Source organism: Candidatus Moraniibacteriota bacterium (assembly GCA_035390125.1).
In the GTDB taxonomy this organism is placed as follows: domain Bacteria; phylum Patescibacteriota; class Minisyncoccia; order Moranbacterales; family GWC2-37-73; genus DAOOTD01.
The window spans coordinates 24,431-42,887 of record DAOOTD010000001.1; the positions used below are offsets into that span (position 1 = coordinate 24,431).

Annotated in this window: 18 protein-coding genes, 1 tRNA gene and 1 rRNA gene; 18 read left to right on the top strand and 2 right to left on the bottom strand. The window is 35.3% G+C overall.

The annotated features are described in order from the left end of the window. Positions 1 to 41: 41 nt before the first annotated feature. Both PLR68_00135 and PLR68_00140 read left to right on the top strand, forming a co-directional pair. Positions 42 to 536, top strand: a complete 495-nt coding sequence (locus PLR68_00135) for a hypothetical protein (protein ID HOW60152.1) — start codon at positions 42 to 44, stop codon at positions 534 to 536. 118 nt (positions 537 to 654) lie between these two features. After that, positions 655 to 727 (top strand) — tRNA-Lys (locus tag PLR68_00140). 80 nt (positions 728 to 807) lie between these two features. On the opposite strand, the gene PLR68_00145 is transcribed toward PLR68_00140, so the two are convergent. Next, entirely contained in the window at positions 808 to 1,008 is a 201-nt protein-coding gene (locus PLR68_00145) for a hypothetical protein (protein ID HOW60153.1), read from the bottom strand. Positions 1,009 to 1,133: 125 nt separating this feature from the next. Between PLR68_00145 and PLR68_00150 the strand changes: the two genes are divergently transcribed. After that, complete coding sequence (locus PLR68_00150) at positions 1,134 to 1,871, top strand: hypothetical protein (GenBank protein HOW60154.1); 738 nt, start codon at positions 1,134 to 1,136, stop codon at positions 1,869 to 1,871. Positions 1,872 to 2,452: 581 nt separating this feature from the next. Here the strand turns inward: PLR68_00150 and PLR68_00155 are convergent. Further along, positions 2,453 to 3,535 carry a hypothetical protein gene (locus PLR68_00155; GenBank protein HOW60155.1) on the bottom strand — a complete coding sequence of 361 codons (1,083 nt, stop codon included), beginning with the start codon at positions 3,533 to 3,535 and terminating at the stop codon, positions 2,453 to 2,455. Between the two features lie 396 nt (positions 3,536 to 3,931). Between PLR68_00155 and PLR68_00160 the strand changes: the two genes are divergently transcribed. From PLR68_00160 to PLR68_00230, 15 genes are all read left to right on the top strand, one after another. Then, positions 3,932 to 5,029 (top strand): YCF48-related protein, encoded by a 1,098-nt coding sequence (locus tag PLR68_00160; GenBank protein ID HOW60156.1) that lies wholly within the window; start codon positions 3,932 to 3,934, stop codon positions 5,027 to 5,029. 34 nt (positions 5,030 to 5,063) lie between these two features. After that, positions 5,064 to 5,621, top strand: coding sequence for a ribosome recycling factor (frr, locus tag PLR68_00165; protein HOW60157.1), 558 nt, complete (start codon positions 5,064 to 5,066; stop codon positions 5,619 to 5,621). Positions 5,622 to 5,697: 76 nt separating this feature from the next. Beyond that, on the top strand, positions 5,698 to 7,017 hold the full coding sequence (locus PLR68_00170) for a site-2 protease family protein (protein HOW60158.1): 1,320 nt from the start codon (positions 5,698 to 5,700) through the stop codon (positions 7,015 to 7,017). Between the two features lie 109 nt (positions 7,018 to 7,126). Then, positions 7,127 to 7,582, top strand: a complete 456-nt coding sequence (gene greA, locus PLR68_00175; GenBank protein HOW60159.1) for a transcription elongation factor GreA — start codon at positions 7,127 to 7,129, stop codon at positions 7,580 to 7,582. A 119-nt stretch (positions 7,583 to 7,701) separates the two neighbouring features. Continuing rightward, a complete protein-coding gene (lysS, locus tag PLR68_00180) occupies positions 7,702 to 9,150 on the top strand; it encodes a lysine--tRNA ligase (GenBank protein HOW60160.1) in 1,449 nt (482 codons plus the stop codon). A gap of 2 nt (positions 9,151 to 9,152) precedes the next feature. Then, positions 9,153 to 9,857, top strand: coding sequence for a hypothetical protein (locus PLR68_00185; GenBank protein ID HOW60161.1), 705 nt, complete (start codon positions 9,153 to 9,155; stop codon positions 9,855 to 9,857). Between the two features lie 360 nt (positions 9,858 to 10,217). Next, positions 10,218 to 11,510, top strand: coding sequence for a serine--tRNA ligase (gene serS / locus PLR68_00190; GenBank protein HOW60162.1), 1,293 nt, complete (start codon positions 10,218 to 10,220; stop codon positions 11,508 to 11,510). A 32-nt stretch (positions 11,511 to 11,542) separates the two neighbouring features. Continuing rightward, positions 11,543 to 11,938, top strand: coding sequence for a hypothetical protein (locus tag PLR68_00195; GenBank protein HOW60163.1), 396 nt, complete (start codon positions 11,543 to 11,545; stop codon positions 11,936 to 11,938). Continuing rightward, positions 11,935 to 13,125 carry a glycoside hydrolase family 1 protein gene (locus tag PLR68_00200; GenBank protein HOW60164.1) on the top strand — a complete coding sequence of 397 codons (1,191 nt, stop codon included), beginning with the start codon at positions 11,935 to 11,937 and terminating at the stop codon, positions 13,123 to 13,125. The genes PLR68_00195 and PLR68_00200 overlap by 4 nt, the downstream gene beginning before the upstream one ends. A 735-nt stretch (positions 13,126 to 13,860) precedes the next feature. Beyond that, positions 13,861 to 15,352: ribosomal RNA gene (locus tag PLR68_00205) — 16S ribosomal RNA — on the top strand. Between the two features lie 247 nt (positions 15,353 to 15,599). After that, positions 15,600 to 16,337, top strand: coding sequence for a S24 family peptidase (locus tag PLR68_00210; protein HOW60165.1), 738 nt, complete (start codon positions 15,600 to 15,602; stop codon positions 16,335 to 16,337). 56 nt (positions 16,338 to 16,393) lie between these two features. Beyond that, the gene (locus PLR68_00215; protein ID HOW60166.1) at positions 16,394 to 16,600 is read left to right on the top strand and encodes a hypothetical protein; all 207 of its coding nucleotides are present in this window, start codon (positions 16,394 to 16,396) and stop codon (positions 16,598 to 16,600) included. A gap of 75 nt (positions 16,601 to 16,675) precedes the next feature. After that, positions 16,676 to 16,936 (top strand): multiubiquitin domain-containing protein, encoded by a 261-nt coding sequence (locus PLR68_00220; protein HOW60167.1) that lies wholly within the window; start codon positions 16,676 to 16,678, stop codon positions 16,934 to 16,936. Then, positions 16,911 to 18,092 (top strand): ThiF family adenylyltransferase, encoded by a 1,182-nt coding sequence (locus PLR68_00225; protein ID HOW60168.1) that lies wholly within the window; start codon positions 16,911 to 16,913, stop codon positions 18,090 to 18,092. The genes PLR68_00220 and PLR68_00225 overlap by 26 nt, the downstream gene beginning before the upstream one ends. After that, entirely contained in the window at positions 18,076 to 18,429 is a 354-nt protein-coding gene (locus tag PLR68_00230; GenBank protein ID HOW60169.1) for a DUF6527 family protein, read from the top strand. The genes PLR68_00225 and PLR68_00230 overlap by 17 nt, the downstream gene beginning before the upstream one ends. Positions 18,430 to 18,457 lie beyond the last annotated feature (28 nt).

The window sequence follows — 18,457 nt, forward strand, 5'->3', positions numbered from 1 at the left end:
ATCGTGTATACTTTAAAAAGATTTAACTTTTTTAAAAATAAATGTACTTAAATTTAATTTTTCAAAATTTTGGAGTAGACAAAAATTTGGCGGAATCAATAATATTAATTCTGATAGTTCTTTTGGTTAGCGGAGTATTTTGGTTTTTTATTGGAAGATTTCATATTTATGACTTTCTTGTAAACATCTATGTTTCACTTGCCTTTTTGCAGGTCATTCCTAAAGACATGATTATTTTTTCTAAGTATTCTTATTTGTTTATATTTTTTATTTTTGTGATTTTATTAACATTACTTAATAAATATATTTTTTGCATTCATCAATATAATAACAAATTAGTTACCTGGAAGGTTTTTGTAATGAGTTTTTTAGAAATTATGCTTTTACTCAGTATTACTTTTTCTTTCCTGGCGAACACTGAAGCTTTGCAGTATATTTCAGAAAAGTATCTTGTTTATTTAATCGATCCCTGGTGGAAGCTTTTTTGGATGATTATGCCATTGTTATTTTTAATTTTTGCAAGAAGACAGAAATAATCAAGGAATAATTTATTGTTAAATTTGAAAAATACCTAATATTTTAGTATTGACGCAAGGTATTTTTTTTACTATACTGGAAATGCTGTTTATTTTTTGAAAGACACAAAAAATATTTGGGCGCATAGCTCAGTTGGTAGAGCAGTGGCCTTTTAAGCCAATGGTCGGGGGTTCGAATCCCTCTGCGCCCACAGCAAAACAGAGGAGTCTTGTCACAAGACTTCTTTTTTGATTTATAACACTATTCTAATTTAATCTCTCAAAAAAGGGATTATTCTGGGTTATTAGCAGGCATGTTCTCTTTTTGAGCCTTTTCTTCAAGCCTACGCTTCTTTTCTTTTGCCATGTCTATTTGCCATTGCTCAAATATGATCTCGGCCAGCGAGTAAAGCTGGTCTCGGATTTCCAAAACCTGATTGTCAGGAATGGACGGATCTTCCAGTAATTTTTTCATTTGTTCCAGGGTTAGCATGGATTCTTTGATTAATTATTATTCAACCCCTATTTTCATTTTAGTGAGTTTGGAGGAGTTTTGTGACATCTGGAATATATGGTAAAATATTGATGTATTTTATTTAACTTCTTTAATACAAAAAAATGAAAAACAAAAAAGGTAATGTTGCTGTGATTGCGATTATCATCGTGATTGTGGTAATTACAGCAGGAATTGTTGGTTATTTGTTTGCGAAAAAAACTCAAGCGCCAGTTGCTCAACCAGTAGCAACTCAACCAGTTGCAAAATCTTCAGTAGAATTAGCAGTTGGTAATTCTTGTGATAATAGCAATAAGAATAATCCTAATCCTGACGGGTTACAATGCTATTTCTATGACAGTAAGGATGCTAGTGGAAAGGAAGTTAATCCAAGAAAAGGTGTTTGGATAAAGCCAAATATCGCAAGTGCTTTGGTTGATGCCAAAGAATATGAAAAATATCTAAAAGAGTGGAGAAAATATGAAAGTTCTGATAAAATAATTTCTTTTAATTACCCACAAAACTGGAAAATATATAAGAATAACTTAGATGATATTAGCATCTTTATTGACTCTGAAAATTCTATAAATATTTCAAAAATAGAAAAAAATTCAGTCACAATGGAGGACAGAATAAATGATGAGAAAAAAAATAAAACGGTATTGCAAAGTAATATTACATTAGGTTCCGATGGTATTAAGTTGGATGTTGCATCAGTTGACAATATAAGTGGTATAGAAGGCTACCAAGAATTCTTTTTTCAAAAGAATGGTTATCATATCGAAATTATTGCTCCAAAGTTTGGAATTGCAGAATATGATTTTCCAATCAATTATTTGTTAAGTACGATAAAAATAAAATAATAAATTCACCAAAAAAATACATTAAGGAAGAAGAAGTTTCTGGACACATAATTTAATTCATTATAAGGCAAGGCACAAACCTTGCCTTATTTCTTATCTGTTATCTGTTATATTAAATACTAAAGACTCTTGCTCTTGCCGATTTGATTTTGTCAGTATATAATAAAACAGTTCTTGATTTGTGGATTTTTCCTATAAAACAAGACTAAACTCTTGTTTTATTTTCTCCCATTCACGTAATTCAGCCAAAAGCTGGTTCCAATGGATGAACGAGTAGTCCACCCTAAGGGATTTTGCGTTATCGCAAGTCCTTTTTGTTTTTTATATAAGCTTCAAATGAATGGTTCCAATTATTGCATCTCAAAGAGAATATTTCTGGGGGGACTTTTAATGCTGAATTTTAATTTTATATTTTAAATAAGCCACAAAACGAGAGGTTCCAAAAATCAATCAGTATATATATTAAGATACTATAATGTTAATATTGCTACATAATGTTTTAAATCAATAAAAAAGCCAGGGTTATCGTACCTGGCTGTCATAGTCCTTGACTATTTACGTTTAATTTGTGTTGAACAATTTTAGTGCATGAAACATCGAAGAAATGAATCAATAAAGTTTTTGTATGTGGCGAGTCGGCTGTTAGCATGCTTATCTACATCATCATTATTCATTTCTGGTTCCAGATCCATATCACGGTGTCTAAAGAATAGCAGCATGTGAAAGGCATCTATCCAGGCTTTCTTTTCAATCTCCATTAAATAGTCAGCCATTTGGAATGGGTCAAGCATTTTAAGAATTCTTTCGATTGATTTATTTTGTTTGATTCTTTTGTCTAAACAGAAAACTAATCTATCAATCAATTTATTATAATCTTTCCCCGGATTCCAACTGTGAGCAATTTCGTGCAAGAGACTTAACAATCCTCCTTTTTCAACAATGTTGCCATATGAAATGGCTTCAGCTCTTAAAGCATTCGCATTAAAACAATGAAAGGTAAAGCCATCATCATTTCCCATGCTCCATGCCCCATTGTAATCATTTAGATTAAATTGCTTTTCTCTGATTTTTATGAACCTTTTCTCATTCGACGTTTCTGCTTTTTCGAACGGACTAATAACTGATGGAAAGAAACACATTTCTTTTTTTGGCAAAAGTTGGGACAAATCAATTGTTATTCCATTTTTAAGGTTTTTAATAAATAAATAAGAATAAGGGACATTAATGTTTTCAAATGAATCAATACAAACTATTTCCATTAATGCATGATTGTCTTTCCCGCGACTAAAATTAAATACCCTGCTTTGTCTTAATATGCCATTTTCAATGCTATCTCTGGTGGGGAAACTATAATTAGATGCCGTGCCATTTAGAAGATTGTTTGCTTCAGAGTTAAAACGATCTATTCCTATTTTTTCAACTGATGAATCTTTAATTGCAATAAGAAAATCGCACATATTAACGATATAAGATAAAAAAGCGTTTTCATCTTCATATCTTGGTAAATATGAAAATTTGCGTTCGCAAGGAGATTCACGAGATAAAAGTTGAAAAAAAAGGTTTCCCTTGTTTCCTAATTCTATAGACTTTGCTAGGTTGTTTTCTAAAAGACTTACTGACTCATTTCCGAGTAGTTCGTATATCGAAGAATCTAATTTTTTCATACCCCCTCCTTTTTATTTTATGTTTTTTATTGTTAAGTTTACTGTCTAAAATCTGACAATAAATAATATAACCTATTGATATTATTGTCAATATTGCCTAGTTTTCTTCACTTAATTGATTATTGGGTATGGGTAAAATTAAGGGATAATAACAAACATATTATGTTATAAATTTTTATGAAAAGAGATATATAAAATTTCCCTATGAAATAAGGCAAAAAGACTCTTTTAAATCTTGCCAGCGCTTTAATTCCGTAACAATTTGGTTCCAATTGCTGAGTGAGTAGTCCACTAGAATTTTAAAACTCCTTTTTTGGGAGTTTTTTAAAAATATAAAAGTTGGCTCATTTCATGATTATTTGTTATACTTTAAGCATAAAAAGGAAAAATATTTTTATGAATATTAGTAAAATGTTGAATCTATGCAAGGAATTATTTAGCGGGAAAAAAACTTTTATCCCATTATTTATTTTACTGGCAGCAATATTTTTGTCTGGTTGCAGCACAAAAAACACTGCTGAACCGGTTAAACTTACAATGAATAACGCTACTGTGATTAAATCGGAAGACGGAGGTAATACTTGGAATCCTAAAACAAGAATCGACGATAAAAAAACCATTTCTGGGATAAATGTTTTATCAATGACAGTCAACCAAATTGATCCAGAGGTTGTTTATATTGGAACTGAATCCAATGGTTTATTTGTTACAGAAGATGGAGGAGAGACTTGGACTCAAGTTAATTTTGCTGACAAAGTTTATAACTTAAATTTTGATCCGCATAATCCCAATATCCTCTATGGCAGTGGAATTGCAAATGGAAGAGCGCAGATATACAAGCGATTACAGGAAGGGCAGGACTGGAAAGAGATATATTCTGAACCTGCAGGCGAAACAATAATCTATTCATTTGCTGTAGATAAAAATAATCCACAAATCATGTATGCCGGAACAAGCTCCGGGGTTATTATAAAATCAACAGATAGTGGCCAGACATGGATAAATTTGGAAAAAGCGGATGGGCCGGTAGTTAATATTGTGTTTGATGCAGGGGACAGTTCGCATATATTTTTTGGCGTTTTTCAAAAAGGAATACTTGAGACTAAAAATGGAGGGGTAAATATTGATAATATAACAAAAAGCATTAATGCTGTAAGCAATAATTCAAAAATAAATACACTAGTATCTGATCCTAATTTACCAGGAGTTGTTTATGCGGGAACAGATAAAGGAATTTTTCGTAGGGAAATAGATGGAACGTGGAATGCTTTAAACATAATTGAAAGTTCTAAAAATTTTCCTATAAGAGCAATTGCAATAAATCCAAAAAATTCAAAAGAAATAATTTATTCTTCAGCAAAAGCAATTTATAAATCTGTTGATGGAGGATTGAAGTGGTCTATATTTAAATTAGAAACATCCAAAGAAATTAGCGTATTGCGTTATGATCATACAAATACCTCAAAAATTTATGCAGGTTTAAGGAGTTTTTAAATTATATTATATATAAAAATTAATTTATTAATTTATGTACAATAAAATTATTGATGAGCATAAAAATGATCTAGAGAAAGCTATAGAATATTTTAAAAAAGAATTAGGAAAAATAAGAACTGGAAGAGCAAGCTCAGCTTTAGTTGAAGATATACAAGTTGACTATTATGGAACAAAATCTCCTCTGAAACAAATTGCTAGTATTAGTACTCCTGAGCCACGCCAAATTGTGATCCAGCCTTGGGATCGTGGCGCTTTGGTTTCTATAGAAGCAGCAATCAGAGAATCAGATTTAAATTTGAATCCCAATAATGATGGAACACTTATTCGCATTAATATACCAATGCTGACAGAAGAAAGGCGAAAAGATATGGTTAAAATATTAAATCAAAAATCTGAAGAAGGGCGTATTGCTATACGTTCAATTCGTGAGGAAATGTGGAAAAAAGTTCAAGAAATGGAGCGCAAAGGAGAAATATCAGAAGATGATAAATTTAAGAGTAAAGACAAAATGCAGGAAATAGTAGATGAATACAATAAGAAAATTGAAGAAATACGTGCAAAAAAAGAAACAGAAATATTGACAGTTTAAAAATATAAAAAATTTAAAATTTAAAATTTAAATTAAAAATCGTGCATATTGTGTACTATTTTTATTTTGCTAACTTATGTTAATGACAATTGTTGTATTCATAATTATCCTCGGTATCCTTGTATTTGTACATGAACTCGGGCACTTTGTAGTGGCTCGCAGAAACGGGATTAAGGCTGAAGAATTTGGCTTTGGTTTTCCGCCCAGAATATTTGGCATTCAATTTTTAGAGGGCAAGGATAAACATAAATTTTCGAAAATCGAAAGCGTTGAAATAAAAACTACGGATATTAAGTCTGGGAAAGATGAAATAATACAGGAAGTTATAACTGAAAAGATACATAACTATGAGAAAATGATGCCTATAAAAAAGTGGAGAATCATCTGGGGCGGTAAAGATGGTGATAATGAGAATGAACAACGTGATTTGCAGGAAGCCCACAAAAAAAGATTTGCAGGTGGAACAATATATTCCTTAAACTGGCTTCCTATAGGCGGTTTTGTACGAATTAAAGGAGAAGATGGCGAAGGCAAAAATGATGAAGACAGTTTTGCTTCAAAATCTGCGTGGGTGAGAATTAAAGTCCTTTCGGCCGGAGTTATTATGAATTTTATTCTGGCGTGGATTTTGCTTTCTGTTACATTCATGCTCGGATCATATCAGGACGTTACTGGGAAAAATATCAGTGGCTCAAAAATATTAGTTGAAAGCATTGAAAAAAACTCTCCTGCAGAAAAAATGGGTATGGTTGCCGGAGATTTTATTATTCAAAATGGTGAAGGTTTGTTTTTTTCTAAAGTTGAACAAGTCCAGCAATATATAAATTCCAATAAGGGAAAAGAAATAGAGCTAGTTATTCAAAGAGGAAAAAAACAATTAACTCTTGCTGGCATACCTAGGCTTGAAACAGAAATTGGTCAGGGAGCATTAGGCATCTCTGGTTTCGGTGAAGTTGTAAAAGTAAAATATTCTTTTTTTGAATCAATCTGGATGGGTCTCAAAGAAATAGGAAATATGTTTTTGATAGTCGGTGGTATATTCGTTAATCTTTTTCGTGGTGAAAATACAGGCATTGAAGTAATGGGTCCTGTGGGTCTGGCAATATTTACTGGTCAAATTATTCCGCTTGGTTTGGTTTTTATTCTTAGATTTATTGCAATATTCAGCGTTAATCTTGGTATTATAAATGCGCTTCCATTCCCTGCACTTGATGGTGGGCGTATCCTTTTCATTTTAATTGAAAAAATAAAGGGAAAACCGATTAGCCAAAAAATAGAACAAGTTTTCCATAATATAGGCATGATGCTTCTTATTGTACTTATGGTTTTTATAACCTTACGGGAAATTTTTACTCCTGAGTTTATTGATAAAATAAAAGGTGTTGTTGTGCAGTAGAGACTTGACAGTGTTCTTGCTTTGATTTATACTGTCTGCATTGCATTATTCATTTTTAAATTGGGCTGCCGTTTTTGAGCGGTATTTTTTAAACACTAAAATATTAATTATGGTTAGATTTATTACTAAGGAGGGGTTAAAAAAACTTAAAGACGAATTTGATGAGAGAAGGAATAAGCTTAGGCAGGAAATTGCACAAGCAATTAAAGAAGCCAAGGAGCAGGGTGATTTAAGTGAGAATGCTGAATACGCAGAAGCAAAATCCCAGCAAAATGAAAATGAGTCAAGAATTGCAGAATTGGAAATGATTATAAAGAATTCACAGGTTGTAGAAAAAGATGATACCCAAAAAGGGGCACAGATAGGTTCTGTTGTAAAAGTTAATTTCAATAAAAATGAAATGGATTTTTATATTGTTGGTTCTAACGAAGCTGACCCTGCAAATTTCAAGATTTCCAATGAATCGCCCCTGGGGAAAGCCTTTATGGGTCATGATGCTGGTGATACCGTAAAAGTATCAACTCCCAAAGGAGTTATTGAATACAAGATTGTTAGTGTGAAATAATTTTTTCTATACAAGAAAGAGCCCCATTGAATGGGGCTCTTTTATTGATAATATAAAAATTGCCACGAAATCTTTTTTGGGCTATTATTTAAGCATATTTTAATTATTCAAAACTATTTATGAGAGACGATATTTTACAAACAAAAATTGATAAATTACAACAAGTTAAAAGTTTTGGAATGGACCCATATCCAGAGAAATCCAAACGTGATTTTACAAATAAAGAAGCAACAGAACAATTTGATGAATTGGCTGATAAAGAAATTACTTTAGTGGGAAGAGTTAGGTCATTTCGACCTATGGGTGGCAGTGCATTTGCACATATTGAAGACGAAAGCGGTAAAATGCAAGTTTTTCTTAATAAGGCAAATATGCCAGAAGAGCTTTTCCACCTTTTTATAAAAAGTGTTGATCTTGGAGATTTTATTGAGGTTTCAGGAAAACTTTTTAAAACAAAAACCGAAGAAAAATCTTTGAAAGTCGCTGATTGGAAAATATTGTCAAAAAATATCCGTCCGATTCCAACTGAACATTTTGGGATTAAGGATGAAGAAGAACTTTTGCGCAGACGTTATCTTGATTTTATGACAAATGAAAATACCAGGAAGCTTTTCAGAAAGAAGGATATTTTTTGGCAAGCAATCAGAAATTTTTTAGTCAAGGATGGTTTTTTGGAAGTGCATAATCCAGTTTTTGAGCGTATTCCAGGAGGGGCTGAAGCGCAGCCTTTCATTACCCATCATAATGCTCTTGATTACGATTTCTATATGCGCATTTCGCTTGAGCTTACGCTTAAGCGTCTTTTAGTCGGTGGTTATGAAAAAGTTTTTGAAATTGGGCGGGTATTCCGCAATGAAGGAATTGACAGGGAGCACTTGCAGGAATATGACAGTATGGAATTTTATGCGGCTTATTGGGATCTAAAAAAGGGTATGAAATTTTCAGAAAAAATGTTCAAAAAAATTATTGAAAAAGTCACGGGTGGAGCAATTACAGAGTATGAAAATGAAAAAATTGATTGGAGCAAGAAATTTACAGTTGTTGATTATTTTGATACCTTCAAGAAAGAGACTGGAATTGATCTGAATAAAAATATTACAGTTGATGAACTCAAAAAGAAAGCTGATGAACTTGGAATAAAATATGAAAAAGAATACGGCAAGGGGAGAATGATTGATACAATTTATAAAAAGACAGTCAGGCAAAAATTAATCCAACCATGTTTTTTAGTCGGTCATCCGCTGGAAGTTTCCCCATTAGCCAAGACTGACCCCAAAAAACCGAAAAAAGTTTTACGTTTTCAAATTATTGCTGGCAAGGCCGAGCTTTGTAATGCTTTTGCGGAGCTTAATGATCCAATAGAGCAAAGAAGGCGTTTTGAAGAACAAATGAAACTAAGGGAAGCGGGTGATGCTGAGGCGCAGATGATAGATGAGGATTTTGTAGAAGCTTTGGAATATGGAATGCCTCCGGCTTTCGGTTTTGGTATAAGTGAAAGACTTTTTGCATTTATTATGAATAAGTCGGTTCGTGAATGTGTAACTTTTCCCCCAGTTAAGGAAAAATAAATATGTTAAAGAAGCGGATTTTATCTATTCGTGGATATATAAGCGTGAAAACGATAATTATTGTTCTGATTTTAATTGCGACTTTGTATGTTTTTCAGAATAAATATGAGGAAATAAATAATCTGTCCATTATTAAAAATAGCAGGGAAAATGGAGCATTATTTTATCTGGAAGGATTATGGAAGAATATGAAAAAAATTCAAAGAATAAGCGAAGGAAGGTCGCAAAGAGCCATGGAATTATTTGAAGAAGTAAAATTAATCAAAGAAAAGTCAGGACTTTTTTCTCTAAAAATACCGAAGAGCTGGAATGTTATCAATGAAGAAGGTCCGGATAAAAAACAAATTTCCAAGATAGTTATTGAAAATTCGCGTTTTTTACAGCACAACGAAGATAACCAAATTTATTATGATGATGGAGCGCAATTAGTCATTCAAGTTGTTAGGGGTGAAAACAAAAACACAAATTTATCTGACAGTCCCAATGATCAGATGGTTGTCAAGACAGGAAATATAAATGTAGGGAGTTATAAATCGAAATATAATATTATTAAAGATAATAATGTAAAAAAAGGAGAAATAATTAATGCGCATGTCATGCACAATGGAAATATATATAATTTTCAGCTGGTTGATAATCCAAGTACATTTTCCAATGGAGAATTTTCTTTTCAAGAAATATTGCAATCATTTCAATTTTTAAAATAACAGCAAATAAGAATAAATAGGTTTTGGAAATAAATCCAACAAAATCATGCCAAGATAGGGTGAAAGATATGATTATTTCAGGTTGTACTATATATGCAGTCCGTAGCTTAATTGGGAAAGCATCTATCAGGGTATATATGGGGAGTATTTGACTGGTTATATTGATATAGTTTTGTGATCAGCCAGTATTTCTCATATAGATAGAATGGCATGTTGGTTCGAATCCAACCGGACGGTCAAAAAGAACGCACTGGGGTGTGTTTTTTTTAGTTTTAAATAAGCTAAAATAAAAGATTTTTTCTTGCAAATAAAGCTGTTTAATAGTAAAATTAAACATATATTTACTTATTTTTTATCAATATGCTAGACATAAAATTTATCAGGGAACATGCTGAAGAAGTTAAGAAAAATTGCAAAAACCGCAGTGTAAAATGCGATATAGATGAGCTTTTGGAATTAGATAAAATTCGTCTCAGCCAATTGCAATATGTTGAAGAACTTCAGGCTGAAAAAAATAAATTAAATGAATTGTTGCCTAAAACCTCAGGAGAAGAAAAAGCAGCTTTGCTTGAACAGGGGAAAGCCGTGAAAGAAAAACTGGCAACGGAAGAGCCGAAGCTTGAAAAAATGAAAAATGAATTTCAGGAAATTCTGATGACTATTCCTAACATGACTCATCCGGAAGTTAAAGTCAGTGATAATGAAGACGACAATCCTGTTTTGGAAGTTGTGGAAGAACCTGCAAAATTAGATTTTAAACCATTGGATCATGTACAAATTGCAGAAAATCTGGATCTCATTGATTTCGAAAGGGCGACTAAAGTAAGCGGTGCGAAATTTTATTATCTGAAAAATGAATTGGTTTTTTTGGAACAGGCGCTTATAAATTATGCTTTGGAAGTTGCAACTAAACATGGGTTTACTCCTTTTTCTACTCCTGATCTGGCCAAGAAAGATGTTTTGGAAGGGCTGGGCTTTAATCCGCGTGGTCAGGAAACACAAATATACAATATTGAAAATTCTGACATAAGCCTTATCGGCACAGCCGAAATAACTATGGGAGGCTACCACATGAACGAAATAATCGATGAAAAAAATCTGCCTAAAAAATATATCGCGCTTTCTCATTGCTATCGCACAGAAGCTGGAGCTTATTCTAAATTTTCCAAAGGCATCTTCAGAGTCCATCAGTTCACAAAAGTGGAAATGTTCCAATATGTGATGCCGGAAAAAAGCGAAGAAGCTCATAGGGAAATCTTAGAAATTGAAAAAGAAATTTTCAAGGGCTTGGGTGTTCCTTTCAGGGTCATTGATCATTGCACGGCTGATTTGGGCGGTCCATCTATAAGAACCTTTGATTTGGAAGCCTGGATGCCTGGCAAACCCAATAAAGAGGGAACAATGGGAGACTGGGCGGAAGTAACATCAACTTCCAATTGTACCGACTATCAATCCAGAGGGCTGAACATAAAATACAAAAAAGATGACGGTAAAAAAGAATATCTGCATATGCTCAATGGTACGGCTGTGGCTACGACGCGGGCGCTAATCGCTGTTTTGGAAAATTACCAACAGGCAGATGGCTCTGTGGTTGTTCCAGAAGTTCTGCGCAAATACATGCCGGCGAACATGGAAAGTATAAAGAAAAAATAATTTGTCGATATATTTTGTTATAAATACAAAATATGAAAAATTTGGAACCAGAAAACAATTTGGCCCATGAGGAAAGTTGGGAAAAAATTGCCTCTGTTCTCCTAAAAGGCGATAAGAAAGCATTATCGCTTAATTCAGAAAAAGATGAAGAATATAACCAGGCAGTATTTTCGTCTTGGGAAAATGTTGTTGTGTTGCATGTGATGGCGCCAAAAAAGACTAAATTTCATATTGCCTTTGCAACCAGGAAAAAAATAAAATATCTGCCGCAAGAGCTGGAAACTGATTTGAAATTTGCAGTGCGAATTGGGCCGAAAGATTTCAAAGTTTTTATCATTCCGGACGATATCAGGAAAAAAGTCATGTTGGAAGTTGTGGAATATACCAAAGTTGATAATGAAAAATATAAAGACTTGATTTTGTTATGATTAAAAAACTAAAATTTCCAAATGGTTTTTTATGGGGAGTGGCGACTTCAGCCTATCAGGTTGAAGGTGGTTGTACGAATAATGATTGGTATGAATGGGAGAAAAAAGGAAAAACAAAAGGCATGGCAGGGAAAGCCTGCGATAGCTGGAATAGATTTGCAGAGGATCATAGTTTAGCGCAAGAACTTGGATGCAATGCTTTCAGATTGTCTTTAGAATGGTCAAAGATTGAACCGGAAGAGGGAAAATTTTCTCAGGAAGCCATTGAACACTATAGGCAAGTTTTGCAAGATATTAAATCCAAAGGCATGATGCGATCCGTTACTCTTTGGCACTGGGCTTTGCCTCTTTGGCTTTCAAAAAAAGGAGGATGGCATAAAAAAGAAACAATTGATTATTTTGTAAAATATTGCGAAAAAGTTATAAAAGAGCTTGGTGAAGAAATAGACATATTTTTGACTATAAATGAACCGAGACTTCCTTTAAACAGGGGATATTTTGTAGGAGATTTTCCCCCAGGAAAGAGAAATCCTATCCTATTTTTATTAGCTAGAAAAAATATGGTCGCTGCCCATAAACTTTGTTACGAAGTCGTAAAAAAAGAAAAGCCAAATCTTAAAGTTGGCATAACGCAATTTTGTAATGATTTTAATTATTATGGTTTAAAACCAGCGAGTTTTATTACGGAAAAAGTGGAAGATTTTTATAATTGGTATTTTTATGAGCAGATCAGGGGGTATTATGATTTTGTAGGAATCAATTATTATTTTGCAATTGAAATAAAATTATTTCCGCCCTCTATACGTATGCAAACCACAGACAAGCAAATAACTGAAATGGGATGGGGAGTTTTTCCTGAAGGATTATATGAAATTGTCATGGATGCCTGGAGACGATATAAAAAGCCTATATATATTTTTGAAAACGGAATTGCAAATGCAGGGGATGATCATCGCAGCGCCTATATTAAAAGTCATCTTCAAAAACTTCACGAAGCCATTTCAGAAGGCGCGGATGTGCGAGGCTATTTTCACTGGTCGCTAATTGACAATTTTGAATGGAATGAGGCGTATAATATGAAGTTCGGTTTGATTGAGGTTAACTTTGAAACACAAGAAAGAAAACCGCGAAAAAGTTTCTATGAATATGCGAAAATATGCAAAAGCAATGAGGTGGAAATAGAGTAAAAACTGGCTTATTTTAGGCAAAAAATTGTTATGAAAAAGCATAAATAATAACCCTTGACAATATTTAAGTGAGTTGTTACAATGGACAAGCAATAAAAAAAGCAGGTGTTTAATTAATTTATTAAAAAAACATCGCCGCAAAACAGTAAAAATATTTTAAAAATTCGGGTGGAAAAAATACATCCCGATGCATATCAACAAGATGTGCGTGAGGATGTGTTTTTTGTTCATTTTAAATTTTTTTCAAGGCTGATAAATCAGGCGCGTCCCAGTGAATCGAAGGAAAACCCCCTTTCGTTTCAATTGATTACGTTTTTAAGTTAGGGGAGTCTGACAAGTTTTTGTTTTTTAAAAACTTGCCCCGCTCAGCTTTGATTAAGATAATTTGGTGGTCGGGCATATTCGAGATTTCTGTTTATTTGAAGCTTCCTTTCAAAAAAAATAAGGGTAATCGGTTTTAATCTCGAAACCGCTCCCTCCCGGCCTCCAAATTTTATAACCCCAAATCATTATAGAGAAATAATTTTATTTCTCTATAAAAATTTGCAGTTATGGATAGTATTTTGAAAACTTAATGAGAGATTAATCGCAATTTATTGCGGTTAGTCCTTTAAAACCTGTCGCTTACGCGCGGCAGGTCTGGTTGTTTATCTGAGCTATAAGTTTTCGCATCTTTTCTTTAGATAAAGATGCAAACCGTTTAAAATTTTTTCCACTTCGGTGGAAGGTTTTATTCTTATTGAGAGTTTGATCCTAGCTCAGGATGAACGCTGGCGGCGTGGATAAGGCATGCAAGTCGAGTGGGTTTAGGCCCACGGCAAACGGGTTAGTAATGCATAGGAACTTTCCTTGAAGTCGTGAATAATTCGGAGAAATCCGGAATAATACACGATGTGCTCTACGGAGTAAAGATTTATCGCTTCAAGAGAGGCCTATGTCCTATCAGCTAGTTGGTAGTGTAATGGACTACCAAGGCTTTTGACGGGTAGGGGGTGTGAGAGCACGGCCCCCAACATTGGAACTGAGAACTGTCCAAACTCCTACGGGAGGCTGCAGTCGAGAATATTCCACAATGGACGAAAGTCTGATGGAGCGACGCCGCGTGCAGGATGAAGGCCTTTGGGTTGTAAACTGCTTTTGTAAGGGAAGAATTTCGATGACGGTACCTTACGAATAAGAGGTTACTAACTCTGTGCCAGCAGTAGCGGTAATACAGAGACCTCAAGCGTTATCCGGATTTATTGGGCGTAAAGAGCTGGTAGGTTGTTATATTAGTCAGATGTCAAATCTCGGAGCTTAACTCTGAAACTGCATTTGAAACGGTATAACTAGAGGATGTGAGAGATCTATGGAACTCATGGTGTAGCAGTGAAATGCGTTGATATCATGAGGAACACCAAAGGCGAAGGCATTAGATTGGCACACTCCTGACACTGAGCAGCGAAAGCGTGGGTAGCGAATGGGATTAGATACCCCAGTAGTCCACGCCCTAAACGATGCATATTAGGCATTGAGAGTATCGACCCTTTCAGTGTCGTAGCTAACGCGTTAAATATGCCGCCTGGGAAGTACGGCCGCAAGGCTAAAACTCAAAGGAATAGACGGGGATCCGCACAAGTAGAGGATCATGTGGTTTAATTCGATGGTAAGCGAGAAACCTCACCAAGGTTTGAAACTAGGCTGCAAGACTTAGAAATAAGTCCGCCTTCGAGGGTGCCTAGCAGGTGCTGCATGGTCGTCGTCAGCTCGTGTCGTAAGATGTTCCGTTAAGTCGGGAAACGAGCGCAACCCCTGTCGTGTGTTTTATATGTCACACGATACTGCCCAGACTTTTGTTCATTAATTTTGTTAATGTATAAAAGTCTGGGAGGAAGGAGGGGATGACGTCAGATCAGCATGGCCCTTTGACACCTTGGGCAACACACGTGGTACAATGGCCGGTACAGAGGGTTGCCAAGTCGCGAGACGGAGCCAATCCCAAAAAACCGGTCCCAGTTCGGATAGGAGTCTGCAACTCGACTCCTTGAAGCCGGATTTACTAGTAATCGGGGATCAGAACGCCCCGGTGAATACGTTCTCGGATCTTGTACTCACCGCCCGTCACACCAAGAGAGTCGGTAACACCCAAAGGCCCCGCTTTAAAATGGGGACAACGGTGGGATCGATGATAAGGGTGAAGTCGTAACAAGGCATCCGTAGCGGAAGCTGTGGATGGATCACCTCCTTTCTAGGGAGATTTTGATGGTAATCGAGAATACTACACGTGAAGACTGTTGGTGTCATCATCAACGGTTGTGGAGTATGGTTATCATCCGCTGGTCGACTCTAATTTATTAGAGAACAGCAATGCCTAGCAGAGCTAACAGAATCTGTAGATGTGTTTGTACACACATCGGTAAACTCTTATAGGACTAATCGCAATAGGTTGTGATACATATACTTTTTGCAAGCAAGAACACCTTAAATGGTGTTTTTTGCGTTGGTCAGTCTACTCCGCTCTTGACATTTCTGCTGGTTATTCTATACTTTCAGTAGGAGTTGGAAAAACTGAACAAATTATTATGGAACTACTTTCATCAAAAGAAAGCGTTGTGCTTTCTGTAATCAAAAAATTCAAAGCCAGAAATGGCTACATGCCTACATTTCAGGAAATGCTGGATGAATGCAACAAGATTGGTCTTGCGATAAAAAGCAAGGGCTCGATTTTCACATATTTGAAATCGCTTGAGGAAAAAGGATATCTGACAAAATCTTCCGAAAAGAGAGGGTTAGATTTCATTGATCGAATGAATGAATTTTTCGTGGATGTTCCCGTGCTTGGCTCAGCATCAGCTGGCGCGCCTACTATTTTTGCCGAGGAATATGTGCAGGGGCATCTAAAAGTCTCGAAAAAGATAGTTGGCAATAAAAATGTCTTTGCTATTCAGGTTCATGGTACGAGTATGAATTTATCACAGATAGACAGTAAAAAAATAGATGATGGTGATTTTATCATTGTAGACTCAGAGTATAAAGATTATAAGAATGGGGACAAGTTATTGGTTGTGATTGATGGGCTGGCTACGGTTAAGAAATTCAAAAAAATTAATGATGAAATGATGGCATTGCTTCCGGAATCGACCAACAACGAGCATCGGCCGATTTATTTAACGCCTGATGATACCTTCATCATAAATGGAAAAGTTATCGATGTATTCAAAAGTGGAAATTAACGGAGGCTTAGTCGGGCTTTCCGTTTTTTTAATAATCAATATTAATACGCAAACAAATGGCGAAGTACAATCAAAACAGCGGGAAGGCTTGGACATCGAAAGATGTTTCTCAGTTAAGATCGCTGGCAAAGCAAAACACCCCTACAAGGGTAATCGGACTAAAGCTTGGCAGAACGCCTGACGCTGTGGCATCTAGAGCCAGTCAGGAGAATGTCAGTTTGAGACCAACAAATCAGTCTCCGTATAATCGGAGCAAGAAATAAAAAAGGAGCGACTGAGATTGCCTGTGAAGTGGTCTCGGTCGCCCTTCCTAATTAACTTAATTTTAGCACAAAATTATGGAAAACGAAAAGAAGGATAAAAAGGTGACTATAATCGTGAACACACGTCCACACGAATGGGATAAAAAAGAAGAAATTTCGTTCGAGGAGGTGGTTACGCTTGCTTTCGGAAGTTTCTCGGAAGACGCTGCAATCGCGTATACGGTTATTTACTCTCGAGGTAAAGATGAGAATAAGGAAGGCTCCTTGGTAAAGGGAGAGAGCGTAAAGGTTAAGGATGAGATGATATTCAATGCTACGCAAACAAATAAGTCTTAGCCCAGACTTAAAAAAACTTCAGGACGAGGGCTACGAAATTGAAGTCAAGAGTGGTTATTTGCTGGTACATCATGTGCCGTATGTGAATTCCCAAAAGGAGATTGCTTACGGCACGCTGGTGTCCAAGTTAGAGCTGGCTTCAGATAAAACGGTCAACCCTGTGGGCGACCATGTTATGAGGTTTATTGGCGAGCATCCATGTAACCATGACGGAACTGTTATTACCGCTATACAACACGCAAGTAACAACGAACCTATTGTTGATGGGTTGACTACAAATCATAGCTTTTCCAGTAAACCTCCATCCGGACAGTATCCTGATTATTATCAAAAAATAATCACCTACGAAAGAATTTTGTCATCACAGGCGAAGCATATTGACACTTCGGTAACCGCAATAACTTTCAAAACTATTGAGCCAGACGATGAAGAATCCGTACATCACTACATCGATACAAATTCTACACGTGCCGACATTGGTTTAATATCAGCGAAACTCAAAGACGTAAGGGTGGCGATTGTCGGTTTGGGCGGAACTGGTTCTTACGTCTTGGATTTTATTTCGAAGACTGAAGTAAGAGAAATCCATTTATTTGATGCCGACGATTTTCTTCAGCATAACGCATTTAGGTCTCCGGGTGCTGCTTCCAAGGAAAAGCTGGATGAAAGACTCAAAAAGGTTGATTATTTTCATGGGGTGTATTCCAAAATGCACAAGAAAATTTTTTCTAGAGAATACCACCTGACAGATTCTAATTTAGAAGAAATATCGGGAATGGATTTCGTATTCATTTGCATTGACGAAGGAAAAATTAAAAAGCAAATAGCTGAGAGATTGATAGAGAAAAAAATACCATTTGTGGATACAGGGATTGGAATTCAATCAATCGACGGCGCTTTAATTGGCTGTATCCGCACTACCATGGCTACTCCTGAAAAAAATGATCACCTTGGACGAAGGATTGATTTCTCTGACGGAGGACATGATGCTTACACACAAAATATCCAAATCGCCGAACTTAACGCGCTTAACGCTTCGTTGGCTGTAATTAAGATGAAAAAGCATTTCGGATTTTACTATGACCAAGAAAAGGAATATAATTCAAGTTATGAAATTAGCATTAATAAAATAATCAACGATGAGACTAACTCCTAAGTTTGTAAAAAACATCCCAGAAAACATCGAGGATGGCGTTATTTATATATCCATGGAATATGCTACGGCAATTCATAGGTGTTATTGTGGTTGTGGAAGTGAGGTAGTGACGCCGTTTTCTCCGACAGACTGGAAATTAACTTTTGATGGTAAAACTGTTTCGTTGCACCCGTCGATAGGTAACTGGAGTTTTCCGTGCCAATCTCATTATTGGATAATTAATAATGAGATAAGGCAAGCTGATAAATGGACAAAAAAACAGATTGAGAGTTGCAGAGAAATGGATAATCAAAGTAAGAAAAAATATCACAAAAAGAAGAGGTGGATTTGGTGGTAAAATTATCCTTGTCATTCACAAAGTAAGG

Coding starts and splice junctions, on each gene's coding strand:
- PLR68_00145 (HOW60153.1), bottom strand. CDS start 1,008: ATGCTAACCCTGGAACAAATGAAAAAATTACTGGAAGATCCGTCCATT.
- PLR68_00215 (HOW60166.1), top strand. CDS start 16,394: ATGGCGAAGTACAATCAAAACAGCGGGAAGGCTTGGACATCGAAAGAT.
- PLR68_00225 (HOW60168.1), top strand. CDS start 16,911: ATGCTACGCAAACAAATAAGTCTTAGCCCAGACTTAAAAAAACTTCAG.
- PLR68_00185 (HOW60161.1), top strand. CDS start 9,153: ATGTTAAAGAAGCGGATTTTATCTATTCGTGGATATATAAGCGTGAAA.
- PLR68_00220 (HOW60167.1), top strand. CDS start 16,676: ATGGAAAACGAAAAGAAGGATAAAAAGGTGACTATAATCGTGAACACA.
- greA (HOW60159.1), top strand. CDS start 7,127: ATGGTTAGATTTATTACTAAGGAGGGGTTAAAAAAACTTAAAGACGAA.
- PLR68_00150 (HOW60154.1), top strand. CDS start 1,134: ATGAAAAACAAAAAAGGTAATGTTGCTGTGATTGCGATTATCATCGTG.
- PLR68_00135 (HOW60152.1), top strand. CDS start 42: ATGTACTTAAATTTAATTTTTCAAAATTTTGGAGTAGACAAAAATTTG.
- frr (HOW60157.1), top strand. CDS start 5,064: ATGTACAATAAAATTATTGATGAGCATAAAAATGATCTAGAGAAAGCT.
- PLR68_00200 (HOW60164.1), top strand. CDS start 11,935: ATGATTAAAAAACTAAAATTTCCAAATGGTTTTTTATGGGGAGTGGCG.
- PLR68_00195 (HOW60163.1), top strand. CDS start 11,543: ATGAAAAATTTGGAACCAGAAAACAATTTGGCCCATGAGGAAAGTTGG.
- PLR68_00170 (HOW60158.1), top strand. CDS start 5,698: ATGTTAATGACAATTGTTGTATTCATAATTATCCTCGGTATCCTTGTA.
- PLR68_00160 (HOW60156.1), top strand. CDS start 3,932: ATGAATATTAGTAAAATGTTGAATCTATGCAAGGAATTATTTAGCGGG.
- serS (HOW60162.1), top strand. CDS start 10,218: ATGCTAGACATAAAATTTATCAGGGAACATGCTGAAGAAGTTAAGAAA.
- PLR68_00230 (HOW60169.1), top strand. CDS start 18,076: ATGAGACTAACTCCTAAGTTTGTAAAAAACATCCCAGAAAACATCGAG.
- lysS (HOW60160.1), top strand. CDS start 7,702: ATGAGAGACGATATTTTACAAACAAAAATTGATAAATTACAACAAGTT.
- PLR68_00155 (HOW60155.1), bottom strand. CDS start 3,535: ATGAAAAAATTAGATTCTTCGATATACGAACTACTCGGAAATGAGTCA.